This window comes from Streptomyces sp. NBC_00075, assembly GCF_045041225.1.
GTDB lineage: Bacteria > Actinomycetota > Actinomycetes > Streptomycetales > Streptomycetaceae > Streptomyces > Streptomyces adonidis.
On the sequence record NZ_CP108243.1, the window covers coordinates 7,896,652 to 7,910,512 of the forward strand.

Consider the following 13,861-nt stretch of genomic DNA (forward strand, 5'->3'; position numbering starts at 1 on the left):
CTTGGTTGGGTCCGGACAGTGTGCCAGGTGCGGGTAAAGGGGTGGTCAGCACCTCGAAGAAGCAGCCTGGCGGAGAAAGGGCGACGCCAGGACCTGGACCACAGGCATGACGAAGCGCTACTAGGGGCGGCGGAACACCGCGCCTATGGCTGTGCCGCGCTGGTGGATTCTGGCCACCTCCTCCTCGTGCCGGGAGGAGCCGTAGTGGGAGTCTTCCGTGCGCGCGTGTTTCAAGGCTGTGGCGCAGGCACGCTCGAAGGTTGCCAGCCGTCGGGCGATGTCGGCCGGGAGGCGTGCCTCCTCGGGAGGCGGGAGAACCTGCGTCCGTTGGTAGAAGACGTCGTCGACGGGGAGCATGCCGGCGCCATAACGGACACTCGCCAGTTCCAGGCAGGCGACGGAGTGGTGCCAGTTGTAGAGCTCCCAGGGCATGGAGGCCAGGGCGGACGCGTCGTTGTTCATCCGCACACGGGCCAGATGGGCGGCGCTCGCCGGATCGCCCTCGGCAGGGTCGAGCAGGAGCGCGTGGACCGCGTAGAGCGTTGCGTACATGGGGAGATCCGCCTGCTGCGAGGGGACCAGTGCGTCGATCTGCCTGCACGCCGAGCGTGCGGACCGAGCGTCGTTGTCGAAGAACGCCAGGTCGGCTCGGTGTTTCGCTCGGCTCCAGTGATCGTCGAACTGGTCTTCCGAGGCGTCGAGTTGTGTCATCCAGCGCTCTGCGTCCTTCCGGCGGGCGAGGTGCAGGCACACTGCGGAAGCCTGGTACGTGATCGCCGACAGGCGGCCCGTAGGGCCTGCATCGGCCCGGTGGACCCATGCCTGCTCCAGGACATCGAGCGCGGCCTGCCAATGGCCCCTGTCGGACAGCAGTTGGGATCTCCGGTACAGCGTGTTGCTCCCTTCGGCGCCCCAGACGGCAACGGCCAGCGAGGACAGGAGCTCAATCTGATCGTCGATGCTGGTCACGTGGACTCCGTAGTCCAGCGCTTGGGTGACGAACAGGTTCTGCAGCCAGTATCGATGCTCTTCGTCGCCGTGGAACCTGGGTTGGTGCATGGCTTCCAGCAGTAGCGTGAGACCTCGGTCGAACTCCGAAGTCAGTCTCCAGCAAGTCGCTCCACGCTGAAGTGCGTAAAGGGCGTCCTCCTGATATCCGTACTCTGCGGCCAGCTGGTGTGCGCGTTCGTAGAGCAGCGCCGCGGTCCACGCCTCGCCGGCATCAGCTGCCGCGTCCGCCTGATCGAACAGATCGTCGAGTTCGCTTTCGATCACGCCGATACTCCCCGGCGGACCTTCGCCACGATGATCGGGGCGAATTCCTGGTTCCCCTGCCCCAGCAACCTGCCCACCTCATCGGCCTCCGCGGTCAGCCAGTCCTGTGCGGTGGCGTACCGGGCGGCCAGCGCTTCGAGGACCATCGGCTCCAGGACCACCGGGGCGATCAGCTGGGCCAGGCGTTGCCGGGAGATGTAGACGGCGTGGTTGCTGCCTTTGAGGAGTTCTTGAATGTCTGTGGACTTCGACATCTTGGCGCGGAGTTTCTCCACCAGCTCGGCATCGTCCATCGTGTACGAGATGTAGAGCAGTTCCCGGAGGTCGGCGGGCAGGGCGGCCCCGTTCGCGGAGGCCTGTTCCTCGCGCAGGAGGATCACCGGGCGGTCGCGGCGGTCGGTGAAGGCGGCGCCCAGCTCGAACATCACATTAGGGTTGCTGTGGGTGATCTCCGCGATGAATCCGTCCGCGCCGTCCATGAGGATCTGGACGTTCTCGAGGAGACGGTGATGCTCCTGCTGGTCACGGGCGACGACCAGCCGGCATCCCCACCGGTGCTCCACGACCTCACGGACCGCACCGATCAGCGGGTCGTAATGGTCCGCGAACGGCGTGATCATGAAGAAGGTCCGGTAGTCGGCGCGGGCGCCGGAGCCGGACCGGCGGCGGCCCTGGGCGGCCCGGAGCCGGTCGTCCAGTACCTTGCACCGCTCCTCCAGGTCCAGTGCTTCGAGGCTGCGCCCCATCAGCTGCTGCAACTGGTCGTGGAACGTGCTCGCGGAATGGGCGGTGATCAGCTGCCCGTTGGCGAGTACCGCGCTGTGATAGAGCGCCAGCATCAGCTGCTGAACCTCGTGGTTCGTGCTGTCCCGATGCTCGGCCAGGCGTTGGACCAGGGGGTTGCCGGCATTGATGGTGAGCCACTGGCCGGTGCCGCGCGTCAGGCGTTTGACCGATTCCGCCATCTCTCGGATACCGGGCGGGGAGTTGGGGTCGAGCAGTACCTCCTCCGCCTTGGCCTGGGCCGTGGTGCGGGCGTCGGTGCGCAGGACCGCCGCGATCTCCGGCGGCTCGAACACGCGGGCTTCCGTACGGATGCTGTGGTTGTGGGGGGTGCGCAGGACCGCGCTCATCCGGTCGGCGAGCGCTTGGACGGCGGTGGCGTCCCCGCCGACCGGCTGCCGGAAGATGGCGTCCCCGGAAGGGGAGTCCTCGCGGTCGATGTGGACCAGGCGGAGGGAGACGCCGGGCAACTTCGTGTAGGCGTCGAGGAGTTCGGGCTCGAAGACGAAACTGGCGTCCACCACGGTGGTGCCGGCCGCATTGGCGATCTTGAAGTACTGGCGGGCGGCGTCCATCCCGGTGACGCACTGGAGTGTCCTGGGCTGGTCCGGCGTGCCCGGCAGTCGCTCCAGGATCTCCGGGAGGGTGCGCAGGGCCACGCCGGTGCCGATGTCGTCCAGGGGGTCGGGGACGGTGTCGTTCCCGGGCTCCTCCGGGAGCCGGTTCGTCTTCCAGAGCAGTAGGTCGGCGAACTTGGTGAAGAACTCGCTGTAGTAGTAGCTGGCCGAGGCGAAGCTCATCCGGTGGAAGCGGGCGATGCCGGCGAACCTCTCCCGCTGGGTGTCGCGGAGGTGCACCAGGTGTTCGATGACCAGATTGCCGAGGGCGTCCCGCAGGGCCGCCCACATGTCGTCGCGCAGGAAGTTGTCGCGGGCGGCGGTCGGAGTGAGATCCGGGCTGTTGATCACTCCGTTGACGAACCTGGCCCACTGCGGCAAGACGTCCTGCTGGTTCTCGCACAGGAACATGCGCCGGTGGAACAGCCGGATGGTGCGCGGCTGGTTCGTGGTGAACACGCGGTCGCGGTTGATGTAGAGGACGCCTTCCGCGCGAACGGGGCCGCGCAGTTGGACGGGGATGGCTTCGAGCACGCGGTCGTTGAGGGTGCGTTCCACGTAGAAGCGCAGGTCGATGTCGAGCTGCTCGTCAGTGAGGCCGCTCTTCTCCCACGGCAGGTGCATGGTGTTCTCGGGCTCCTGGGAGCCGTTGAGATGGATCGGGGTGGTGAGCATGTCCGCGTAGTGCCGGATCAGCGAGCGGACCTCTCCCTCCTGGATCATCCCGCGGTCCTCGGCGCCGGCCAGCGAGACCGTCACCGTGGTGCCCGGGACGGCGACCTCGCACTCCGTCAGACGGTACTCCTTGCTGCCTTCGTTCTCCCAGAGCCAGCCGGTCTCCTCGCCCAGCTTGCGGGTGGTCACCCGGACCTTGGCGGCCACCACGAACGCGGAGAGGAAGCCGATGCCGAACTGGCCGATGAGGGTGTCGTCGTGCTCCCGTTCCTGCTTCGTCAGGCTCTTGCCGATGTTCGACAGGTAATTGACCAGGTCGTCGCGGTTCATACCGATCCCGGTGTCCCGAACGGTGATCTCCAGATCCTGCGGACGGGTGTCCACGTCGATGCGGCCGACCGACCCGTCCACGAGCGCCCGCCTGCGAGTGCCGTCGTGTGCGTTCTGGATGAGCTCGCGAATGAAGACCTTCTTCTCGCTGTAGAGGTTGTTCGCGATCATCTGGATGAGACCTTCGAAATCGAACGACATCTCAGGCATCCGACGCCTCCCCGTTCTCCCCTGCTTCCCCCTGCGTCACACCTGTCACTGCTTACCCAGCGTGAGATCGGGCCGCACTGCTGGTGACGCACTGTGCTTGCTAGGAGGGTAGCGCCAGGCTCTCCGGCGTGACCCCGATCTGCTTTTCTGCGTGCGAAAGCGCCTCGCTCCCGTAGCGTTTGTCGTATGCGCGTGCTGGTCGTCGAGGACGAGGAGCGGTTCGCGGCCGGGCTCAGGGACGGGCTGGAGGCCGAGGGGTTCGCTGTCGACGTCGCGCTCGACGGGGTGGACGCGTTGTGGCTGGCCAGGGAGAACGCGTACGACGCGATCGTCCTCGACATCATGCTGCCGCGGCTCAACGGCTACCGGGTGTGCCGGGAGCTGCGCGGCTCGGGGAACTGGACGCCGATCCTCATGCTCACCGCCAAGGAGGGCGAGTGGGACGAGGTCGAGGGGCTCGACACCGGCGCCGATGACTATCTGACCAAGCCTGTGTCGTACGCCGTACTCCTGGCCCGGCTGCGGGCGCTGCTGCGCCGAGGCGCCCCGCAGCGGCCCGCCGTGCTCGCCGCCGGTGATCTGCGGCTGGACCCGGCGAGCCGTACGGTGACCCGGGCCGGGCGGGACATCGAGGTGACCGCGCGGGAACTGGCGGTGCTGGAGTTCCTGCTGCGGCGGACCGGCGAGGGGGTGTCCAAGCGGACCATTCTCGATCATGTGTGGGGCGACGACTTCGAGGGTGATCCGAACATCGTCGAGGTGTATGTGCGGCGGTTGCGGAACAAGGTCGACCGGCCTTTCGGGAGGCGGTCGCTGCTGACGGTGCGGGGGCACGGGTATCGGCTGGTGCCCGATGACCGGTGAGACAGCGGGGCAGATGGAGCGGCGGAGGCTGCGGGCCGTGCGCGTGCGGGCCACCGTCGTCGCCGTGCTGGCCGTGGGGCTCGCGCTGGTCGTCGGGGGCGTCATGCTGGTCCTCGTGCTGCGGGCCGAGCTCAGCAATGACGTACGGGACGCCGCCCGGACCCGGGCCACCGAGGTCGCCCGGGTGATCGAGGCCGGCAAGGGGGTGCCCGCGCCCACCGTCACCGACCCCGACGAGGAGTTCCTCCAGGTCGTCGACGCCGAGGGTGCCGTGGTCGCGGCGAGTGCCAACGTCGAGGGGCTGCCCGCGCTCGCCCGGATCGAGGGAGGCGCCACGACCGAGGTCGACACCCCGCTCGACGAGGACCCCTTCCTCGTCGTCGCCGTCGGCGCACGCGACGGCGACCGCGAACTCGTCGTGCTGGACGGCCGTACACCCGCCGCCGTCGCCGAGGCCACCGCCGCGGTCACCCGCCTGCTGCTCATCGGGCTGCCGGTGCTGCTCGTCCTCGCCGCCGCCGCGACCTGGGCCGCCGTCGGGCGCGCACTGGTCCGGGTCGCCCGCGCCCAGGCCGCGCGCCGCCGCTTCGTCTCCGACGCCTCGCACGAACTCCGCTCACCCGTGGCCGCCGTACGGCAGCACGCCGAGGTCGCCCTCGCCCACCCGGACCGCGCGGACACCGGGGCGCTGGCCGGGACGGTGCTGGCGGAGGCCGTACGCATGCAGCGTCTCGTCGACGACCTGCTGCTCCTCGCCCGCGCGGACGAGGACGCGGTCGCGCTGCGCCGCCGGGCGGTGGACCTCGACGACCTGGTGTTCGAAGAGGCACACCGGTTGCGGGAGGCAGAAGGTGAGGGACTTCGGGTGGACAGCAGAGGTGTCTCGGCGGTACGCGTCCTCGGTGACGCGGAGGCGCTCGGGCGCGTCGTCCGCAACCTCGGCGAGAACGCGGCCCGGCACGCCCGTACCCGGGTCGCCTTCACGCTCGGCGGCGCGGAGGGGCGGGTCCGACTGTACGTCGACGACGACGGGCCCGGTGTTCCGGAGGCCGACCGCGCCCATGTCTTCGAACGCTTCGTCCGGCTCGACGAGGCCCGCTCACGCGGGGCCGGCGGCACCGGGCTCGGCCTGGCCATCGTCGCGGAGCTGGTCGCGGCGCACGGGGGCACGGTGACGGTGGGGACGGCCCCCGGGCTGGGCGGGGCGCGGTTCACGGTCATGTTGCCGGAGGCGGAGGCGGAGGCGGAGGCGGAGGCGGAGGCGGAGGCGGACTGAGGGGGCCTGAAACCCCGTTCAGGTCCGTTCAGCGTCTGTTCAGGGCCGGTGGCGCACGCTCGGGGTACGGCACGCTTCCGAGGAGGCCGTCATGAAAACCCAGCAACGCAAGATCCTGCTGCCCGCCAGCGCCAGCGCCAGCGCCGTCACCGCCGCCGTCCTGCTGGCCGGCGCGTGCACGGGGACGGCGAACGGGTCGGGCGGTCCGGCAACGAAGTCGAACATCTGTGTGCACGTCGTCGACGAGAACACCGGCCGTACCAGCTCCGAGTGCCTCCCGCTCGCACCCGCCACCGACCGCGTCGACCTCACCGAGCCCCGCTTCACCCACCCCACCTCCGTCACCAACCCGCTTCACCCCACCAGTGAGGTCGACCAGACGATCTACGGTGGCCAGGTCGACGGCAAGCCCTTCCGCACCGAGGTCAGCCGGCTGCCCGGCACGAAGACGATCACCCTCGCCGACGGTACGGCCGTGAAGGCCCTGATCCAGCAGTACGCCGCCTACTCCGACGGCCGTATCCAGGAGGTCGCCCTCGACTGGTTCGCCCAGGCCGACGACGGCTCCGTCTGGTATCTCGGCGAGGACGTCTTCAACTACGAGGACGGAGTCGTCGCCGACACCGACGGCACCTGGATGGCCGGCCGCGAGGGCGCTCCCGCCGCGATGATCATGCCGGCGCGGCCGGAGAAGGGAGACGTGTACCGGCCCGAGAACCTGCCCGAGGTCGTCTTCGAGGAGGTCACCGTCCGGGCCGTGGACCAGACCGTCGACGGGCCGTACGGGAAGGTCGAGGGCGCGATGACCGTGCGCGAGCTGCACATGGACGGCTCGACGGAGGACAAGGTCTTCGCACCGGGGTACGGCGAGTTCTCCACCGGCGGCACGGCCACCGAGGAGGGCGACCTGGAGGCGGTCTCGCTGGCCGTCCCGACCGACGCGAAGTCCGGGCCGGTCCCGGCCGGGCTCACCGCCCTGGAGCGCGCGGTGCGTGCCGCCCACGCCGACCCGGGCGCCGGTACGGCCCGTGCGGCGCGCGCCGCGTGGACGGCGTACCGCGCCTCGGACGACGTACCGGCCCTGCTGGAGCGGCAGATGAGCCGCGACCTCGACACGCTGGCCAAGACACCGGAGGACCGCTCGGCCGCGCTGCGGGTCGCCCAGAACACGACCGACCTGCGGCTGCGCTACGAGCCGCTGCACACCGTCGACGCGGACCGGTTCGCGCTGTGGGAGCGGCAGTTGGGCATCGATGCCGCGGCCGGGGACGCGGGCGCTGTCGCCGGGGACGTCACCGCCCTCGAACTCGCCTGGGAGCGACTGCGGGAGGGGGTGCCGGCGGCGGCGAACACGCTGACGACCGACCTGCGTGCGGCCCGGGACGCGGCGGACTGCGAGGACGTCACAGGGGCGGGCGAACTGGCACCCCGGTTGCTGGCGGACATCGGGAAGATCGGAGACGGGGAGCGTGTGGCCCAGTGAGTCCCGAGGTGGGAGTCCTGAGGTGGGCACGAGGTGACGTATCGTCAAGTTTGTTGATCTTCAAGGTACTTGACCGTTCCGCTCGTTTCGCCCTCTGGGCATCCGGGCAGGGATCGGGCAGCGTGCGGGAGGGGGACTCGGCGGTGGTGTCTGACCATGTGCGGACCGCGGACGGGCGGCGCTTGCGGATCGAGGTCTCGGGGGATCCACGGGGCCACCCCGTGTTCCTTCTGCACGGCATGCCCGGCAGCCGCGTCGGCCCCAGGCCCCGCTCGATGTTCCTCTACCAGCGCGGCGCCCGCCTGATCAGCTACGACCGCCCCGGATACGGCGGCTCCGACCGCCGCCCCGGCCGTCGCGTCGCGGACGTCGTGAGCGACGTACGCGACGTCGCCGACGCCCTCGGCCTGGACCGTTTCGCCGTGGCCGGCCGTTCCGGCGGCGCCCCGCACGCCCTCGCCTGTGCCGCCCTGCTGCCGGACCGGGTCACCCGCGCCGCCGCGCTGGTCGGCCTCGCGCCGAGGGACGCGGAGGGGCTCGACTGGTTCGCGGGCATGGCCCCCTCCAACGTCAAGGAGTTCCGGACCGCCTCCACCGACCCCGAACGGTTCGCCGCCCGGCTGATCCCGCGCTCGGCGGCCATCCGCAGCGACCCGGCGAAGCTCCTCGAAGAACTCCGCAGCGATCTGACCGACGACGACCGCTCGATCGTCTCGGACACCGCGATGCGCTCGATGATGCTGCGCAACTTCCGCGAGGCGGTGCGCACTTCACCGTACGGCTGGATCGACGACGGCCTCGCCCTGACCGGCCCCTGGGGGTTCGACCCGGCGGACATCCGGGTGCCCGTCCTGCTCTGGCACGGCGGGCAGGACGTCTTCTCGCCGCCCGCCCACGCCTCCTGGCTCGCCGCCCGCATCCCCCGGGCCAGGGCGGTCGTCGAGCCGACGGCGGCCCACTTCGCGGCGGTGCGCGCACTGCCCCGGGTGATCGGCTGGCTGCTCGGGGACAGGCTCACCTGACGGCCGTGGCGAGTCCCCAGGGCCTCACACCGACAGCGGCTCCAAGTCCCGGTATATGCGCTGCTTCTCCGTCGCCAGTCGTGTGATGCCGTTCTCCTCGCCCAGCTGGAGCCGCAGTTCCTTCAGGGCCTCCTCGCGCAGTCGGCGTGCCTCCTCCTTGCGGCCCAGTGCCGTGAGGGTGAGGGAGAGGTTGGTGACGATGCCCAGGGTCTCCGGATGGTGCTGGCCGAGGACCGTGCGCAGGACGGTGACCGCCTTCTCCTCCAGCTCGTGCGCCTCCTCCAACCGCCCTTCGCCCGCGAGGACGTTGGCGTAGTTGATACCGCAGAAGAGGGTGTGCGGATGGTGCTCGCCGAGGACCTCCGCCATGCGCGGCAGCACCTTCTGGAACACCTCCTGCGCGAGTTCGCTGTCGCCGCAGCCCCAGTGGAAGATGCCGAGGTTGTTGAGCGCGGCCTGGGTGTACGGGTGGGCCTCGCCCGGCACCTTCATGTACTCGGTCAGTGTCGCCAGGGCCGCCTCACGGGCCTCCTCGCGCTCGTCGGCCGCGAACAGGTCGGCGGCCAGGTTGAGGTCGCAGGCCAGGGAGTCCGGGGTCGGTTTCGAGTACTGGGCGCGGTACTGGGCCCGGGTCGCCATGGTGAGCCGGCGGGCGTCCTCGAACTGGCCGGCCCGGCGCAACGACACCGCCAGCGACTTGGCGCAGCGAAGCGTGCCCGGGAACTCCTTGCCGAGGATGCGCTTGTGCGCGTCGTACGTCTGGGACAGCCGGGCGACGGACTCCGAGTAGCGGCCGACCTCGCGCAGGTCGCGGCCGAGACGTTCGCCGGAGGCCAGTGTGTAGGGGTGGTCGGGGCCCAGGACCTCCATCCGGCGGTCCAGGGTCTCCTGGTCGATGGCCCGGGCGTCGCTGTAGCGGCCGACCATCCGCAGCGCGAGCGCCAGGTTGTTGGCGGCGCTCAGGGTACGGCGGTGCGACTCGTGGAAGATCTGGCTGAACCCGTCGTGCGCCTCCCGGGCGAGATCCACCGCCGACCGGTACTCGCCGAGCGCGGCGAGGTCGCTGGCCAGGTTGGAGGTGGTGACGTACGTGTGCGGATGGGACGTACCGAGGACCTGGCGCTGGCGGGCCAGCAGCTCGGTGTCTATGTCGCGGGCCTCCACGTAACGCCCCTGGGAGCGCAGCACGCTGGCCAGCTGGCAGCGCAGATAGAGGTACTGGACGTCGTTCTCGCCGAGCAACTCCTTCCAGTGGGTGAGGAGTTCCTCGGCGCGGCGCTGGGCGCCGGGGAAGTCGCCGCGCTTCCAGAGGTAGCGGACGCGGTCGATGAGCAGCCGACGGGTGGCGGGGTCGACGCAGTTGCGGGCGTCGGAGGCGGTGAGGTGCGGCCAGATGACGGCGAAGCGCGGCCAGGTCTCCGGGTCGTCGATCGGCTCGTCACCGTCCGGGCGGGCTCCGGCCAGCACCGTGTGGACGACGTGCCGGGCCTCCCGCTGCTCCTCCTCGGTCAGCTGGGCGCGGATCACCGCCTGCACCAGCCGGTGCACCTGGATGCTGTTGCTGACCTGGTCGACCTTGGCGAGCGCGAACCGGCCGATCTCCCGGATGACCCGCCCGAGCAGCAGACTCTCCTGGAGGGAGGCGTCGTACGGCTTCAGGGCGTCGATCATCTCCTTGCTGTAGAGGAGCTGCGAGGAGATCGGCTCGGCGGCGAGGAAGGCGCACAGCTGGAGCAGCCGTACCGACGCGGGGGAGCGTTCCTTGAGCCGGGCGATGGAGATGTTCCAGGTCGCGGCCACCGAGTGGGAGTACTCGGCGGGCTGGTTGAGGGCCAGTACGTCGGTGGTCTGGTCGGCGAGCTGGCGCAGGTAGTCGTCGATCGGGGTGGCCGTCTCGGCGAGCCAGGCCGCCGTCTGCTCGACCGCGAGCGGCAGGTCGCCCACCGCCTGCGCCACCTGGTCGGCCTCGTCGGTGCTCAGCCCCGAGGCCCGCCGGGTGAGGTGTTCGACGCTCTCCTCGCGCAGGAACACCTCGATCGGCATGGACGCCCCCTGCTGCGCCCAGGCCTGGTTGCGGGAGGTGATGAGGACGTGTCCGCCGCCCTGCGGGATGTAGGGGGCGAGGAACGCCGGGTCGTCGGCGTTGTCGAAGACGAGGATCCACCGTTTCGTGGGCATGCCCCTGGCCAGCATCTCCACGGCTTCCTGGCTCGCCTGTGTCATGTCGTCGCGGCTGGGCGCGCCGATGCGGGCGCCGAGTTCGGCGAGGGAGGCGACCACGTCGTCCTCGTGCTCGGCCGAGGTCCACCACACCAGGTCGTAGTCGGCCATGAACCGGTGCACGTACTCGATGGCGACCTGGGTCTTGCCGACCCCGCCGAGCCCGAACAGCGCGAGCGGCTGCGGCACCACGGCGGTCGTGCCGCTGCCGAGCTGGTCGCGGACCAGGTCGAGGATGACGTTGCGGCCGGTGAAGGTGTTGTTGCGCTGGGGCGCGTTCCAGTGCGCCGGCTTCGAGCCGGGGAAGCGCGGGCCCCCGGACCCGGAGCCGACCGGCTGTCCGTGCAGATCGACGGCGCTGAGCAGCGCGAGGATGCTCTGCGCCTCGTCGAGCCGGTGCAGGTCGGCCGGGTTGTGGTCGAGGTACGCGGTGGGCAGCCGGACGTCGTCGACCCTGAGGGGCACCATCGTGCCGTGCGGGGTGTCGGGGTCGGAGTCGCTCAGCGCGCGCCAGACGGCGTCCGCGTACCGGGACTTCTGGAAGGCGTTGGACAGCAGGACGAGGGTGCGGGTCGAGGCGTCCGGGCGGGCGACCGGGCCGGACGAGATGTCGTGCGGCAGCACATTGCAGCCGGAGCGTTTCAGCAGGGCCTCGATCCACTCCGCCCACATCCGGTTCTCCCCGGCGTACGCGATGACGATGTCCGCCGTGGTGGCCAGCGGCCGGCGTCGCAGGAACGCGTCGCGGCAGCGCAGCCGGACGGGCTCGGGGACCGCGGGCAGCGAGGTGACCGTGCCCTCCGAGATGACCGCGGTGAGCCGTTCGAACGCGGACAGCAGCGAGTTGGCGATACCGCTCTCGTCGCCGACGGTGGCGAGGGTCTCCTCGTAGGCGTAGTAGGGCCGGTAGGGGATCTCGACGTTGCCCCAGTACGCGGTCAGCTCCTCGGGGTTCAGTTCACTGCCGTCGAGATTCGTCGGCAGCCCGTCGAACTTGAGCCGGGCCAGTGCCCGCCCCGCGTCGACCTTCTCCTTCTCGCCCTCGTCGATGCGCATCGGTACGGGCAGTACCCGGATCCGGCGCTGGCGGTAGCCGTCCTGGACACTGCGGGCCACGGCGGCGGCGCCGTCCAGCGACTGGTCGCTGAGGGTGAAGCAGTCCACGAGGACGTCCGGCATCTGGATCGTGCAGATGTCCGCGTTGTCCGACAGCCCGGTCCGGCTGTCGATGAGCACATAGTCGTACGACGCCTTCATGTTGTCGCGCAGCGCGTCCAGGAAGGTCCCGCCGCCCAGCCGCTCGTAGAAGTTGTCCCACTCGAACGACGACACGCTCGCCGAGTACGAGCGGTCCTGGCGGCCCGCGGAGAGGAAGTCGAGCGAGCCGCCGTCCACGAAGCGCAGCCCCAGGCGCTCGGGGGTGAGCGACATGGCGTGCTGTTCGACGTCCGCGAAGTCCAGGTGCCAGGGGCCGGAGCGCTGTGTTCCGGTGGTCGCGGCCCAGGCGTAGTCGTTGATCATGTCGATGACACCGGTGGTCGCGGCCAGCGCGTTGGTGTCCAGGAACGGATGGAAGAAGCGGTGCAGGCCGGGCGCCTCCAGGTCCCAGTCGACGGCCAGGACCCGCTTTCCGTTGGCGGCCAGGATCCACGCGGTGTTGGCCAGGGCCATCGTGCGGCCCGTGCCCCCTTTGTACGAGTAGAAGGTGATGATCCGTCCGTCCTGCACGGTCGTCATGCTTCTCCTCCGTTGTCGTCTCCCGCCTCCGGGTACGGCGGGTGGGTGGGGCCCATCAGACGGGGCCGGGGCACGTGCGGGCCGGCGGGCGGGTGAGCCACCGCGTGCTTGAGGTACTGCCGGGTCGTGTGCGCCACGACGGCCGGCAGGACATCGGTGAAGGCCTTGAGGCTGGGTACGCCGTTGACGGCCATCCGGCAGTCGGTGCGGCGGCCCCGGTCGAGGATCAGCGGCAGCGTGCGCTCCAGCTCGGCCGTCAGCTGCCTGCCCTCCTCGCTGTGGCACTGCACGTCCGACCGGTTCCAGGGGACGATCGCGCTGATCCACGGGCGGGCGCCGAGGTCGAACTTCCGCAGCCGCTCCTGCCGGTCCGCGTCGGTGAGCGCCCACCGGTCGACGAGCAGGATGCCGGGCCGTCCGGGCGGCCCCTTCTCGATGTCGTCACCGGCCACGCCCGCGGACATCTCCGCGTCGCCGTCGTCGGCGCCGTCCTGCCCGCCGGGGTCCTCGTCGTCGAAGGAGGAGATCGTGATCCGGTAGTCCAGCGACCGGATCAGCTCCTCGGCGAGGGCGGGCAGCGGCCGGGTGCTCTCGGAGTGGTACGGGTTCCAGTCCTGCGCGTCCTCGCCGTACGGGCGTTTGTCGCGATGCTCGGGGACACCGTCCCGGGTCGGCGCGGCCACCGTCAGATGGATCCGGCGGGGGCCCTCGCCGCGCGGCTTGAACGCGCTGGGTGTGGATTCGTACGGCCGGGGTCTGCTGGGCGGCAGCGGTGAGTCGTGGGCGACCCGCACGATCCGCTGGGCGAGGTCGAGCACGATCTCCTCGTACTCGTCGCGCAGCCGCTTCAGCTTGATCAGCCCGTAGATCCCGTGGGTCGCGTACCGGTCCCCGTAGGTGGCCTGGTCGAAGTGGATGTGCCGTACGGAATCCGGGAGTTGGCCGTAGTCGACATGCGTCCACATCGCCGGGACGATGGCGGGCACGTCCCCGGCGCCGGTGTTCCGGGCGCGCAGGATGCGTTCGTGGAACGCGAACCACTCCCGCCCGCACATCTCACTCGTGAAGTAGCGCGTCGAGAAGAGCGGTACGAATACCCGGCAGGTGGCGAGGTTCTCGCTGAGTTTCTCCGGCCAGCCGTCCCCGGAACGCATCTCTCGGTCCATGAAACCGGCGGCGCCCGCGGGCAGATCGGTGAGCGCCATGATGTGGTCGCACAGATCGGTGAAGAGCACCCGCACCCAGTGGTCGGGATCGCCTCCGCCCGATCCCCACGCCGGTGTGTGCGCGTAACTCAGAAAGAAGTAGGGCCGGTTGTCCGCCCCGTGTTCCCGTGCGGGTATGTTCACGCGCCCCCCTGCCCGTTGAC

At 70.2% G+C, this 13,861-nt stretch carries 8 protein-coding genes; 4 read left to right on the top strand and 4 right to left on the bottom strand.

Annotated features, from left to right (window positions below):
- Positions 1-120: 120 nt before the first annotated feature.
- Positions 121-1,275 (bottom strand): hypothetical protein, encoded by a 1,155-nt coding sequence (locus tag OG787_RS34615; RefSeq protein WP_405537840.1) that lies wholly within the window; start codon positions 1,273-1,275, stop codon positions 121-123.
- Positions 1,272-3,890, bottom strand: a complete 2,619-nt coding sequence (locus tag OG787_RS34620; RefSeq protein WP_405537841.1) for an ATP-binding protein — start codon at positions 3,888-3,890, stop codon at positions 1,272-1,274. The genes OG787_RS34615 and OG787_RS34620 overlap by 4 nt, the downstream gene beginning before the upstream one ends.
- A gap of 186 nt (positions 3,891-4,076) precedes the next feature.
- On the opposite strand from OG787_RS34620, the gene OG787_RS34625 reads away from it, so the two are divergent.
- The 4 genes from OG787_RS34625 (at position 4,077) to OG787_RS34640 (ending at position 8,535) form a co-directional block, all read left to right on the top strand.
- Positions 4,077-4,754, top strand: coding sequence for a response regulator transcription factor (locus tag OG787_RS34625; RefSeq protein WP_405537842.1), 678 nt, complete (start codon positions 4,077-4,079; stop codon positions 4,752-4,754).
- The gene (locus OG787_RS34630; protein ID WP_405537843.1) at positions 4,744-6,030 is read left to right on the top strand and encodes a sensor histidine kinase; all 1,287 of its coding nucleotides are present in this window, start codon (positions 4,744-4,746) and stop codon (positions 6,028-6,030) included. The genes OG787_RS34625 and OG787_RS34630 overlap by 11 nt, the downstream gene beginning before the upstream one ends.
- Before the next feature lie 91 nt (positions 6,031-6,121).
- Positions 6,122-7,513 carry a hypothetical protein gene (locus OG787_RS34635; protein WP_405537844.1) on the top strand — a complete coding sequence of 464 codons (1,392 nt, stop codon included), beginning with the start codon at positions 6,122-6,124 and terminating at the stop codon, positions 7,511-7,513.
- Between the two features lie 146 nt (positions 7,514-7,659).
- Positions 7,660-8,535 (top strand): alpha/beta fold hydrolase, encoded by an 876-nt coding sequence (locus tag OG787_RS34640; RefSeq protein WP_369035721.1) that lies wholly within the window; start codon positions 7,660-7,662, stop codon positions 8,533-8,535.
- Positions 8,536-8,559: 24 nt separating this feature from the next.
- On the opposite strand, the gene fxsT is transcribed toward OG787_RS34640, so the two are convergent.
- Entirely contained in the window at positions 8,560-12,492 is a 3,933-nt protein-coding gene (gene fxsT / locus OG787_RS34645; protein ID WP_369035722.1) for an FxSxx-COOH system tetratricopeptide repeat protein, read from the bottom strand.
- The gene (locus OG787_RS34650) at positions 12,489-13,841 is read right to left on the bottom strand and encodes a TIR-like protein FxsC (protein WP_369035723.1); all 1,353 of its coding nucleotides are present in this window, start codon (positions 13,839-13,841) and stop codon (positions 12,489-12,491) included. Before OG787_RS34650 ends, fxsT begins: the two co-directional genes overlap by 4 nt.
- Between the last annotated feature and the right edge of the window lie 20 nt (positions 13,842-13,861).

Coding starts and splice junctions, on each gene's coding strand:
- OG787_RS34625 (WP_405537842.1), top strand. CDS start 4,077: ATGCGCGTGCTGGTCGTCGAGGACGAGGAGCGGTTCGCGGCCGGGCTC.
- OG787_RS34630 (WP_405537843.1), top strand. CDS start 4,744: ATGACCGGTGAGACAGCGGGGCAGATGGAGCGGCGGAGGCTGCGGGCC.
- fxsT (WP_369035722.1), bottom strand. CDS start 12,492: ATGACGACCGTGCAGGACGGACGGATCATCACCTTCTACTCGTACAAA.
- OG787_RS34635 (WP_405537844.1), top strand. CDS start 6,122: ATGAAAACCCAGCAACGCAAGATCCTGCTGCCCGCCAGCGCCAGCGCC.
- OG787_RS34620 (WP_405537841.1), bottom strand. CDS start 3,890: ATGCCTGAGATGTCGTTCGATTTCGAAGGTCTCATCCAGATGATCGCG.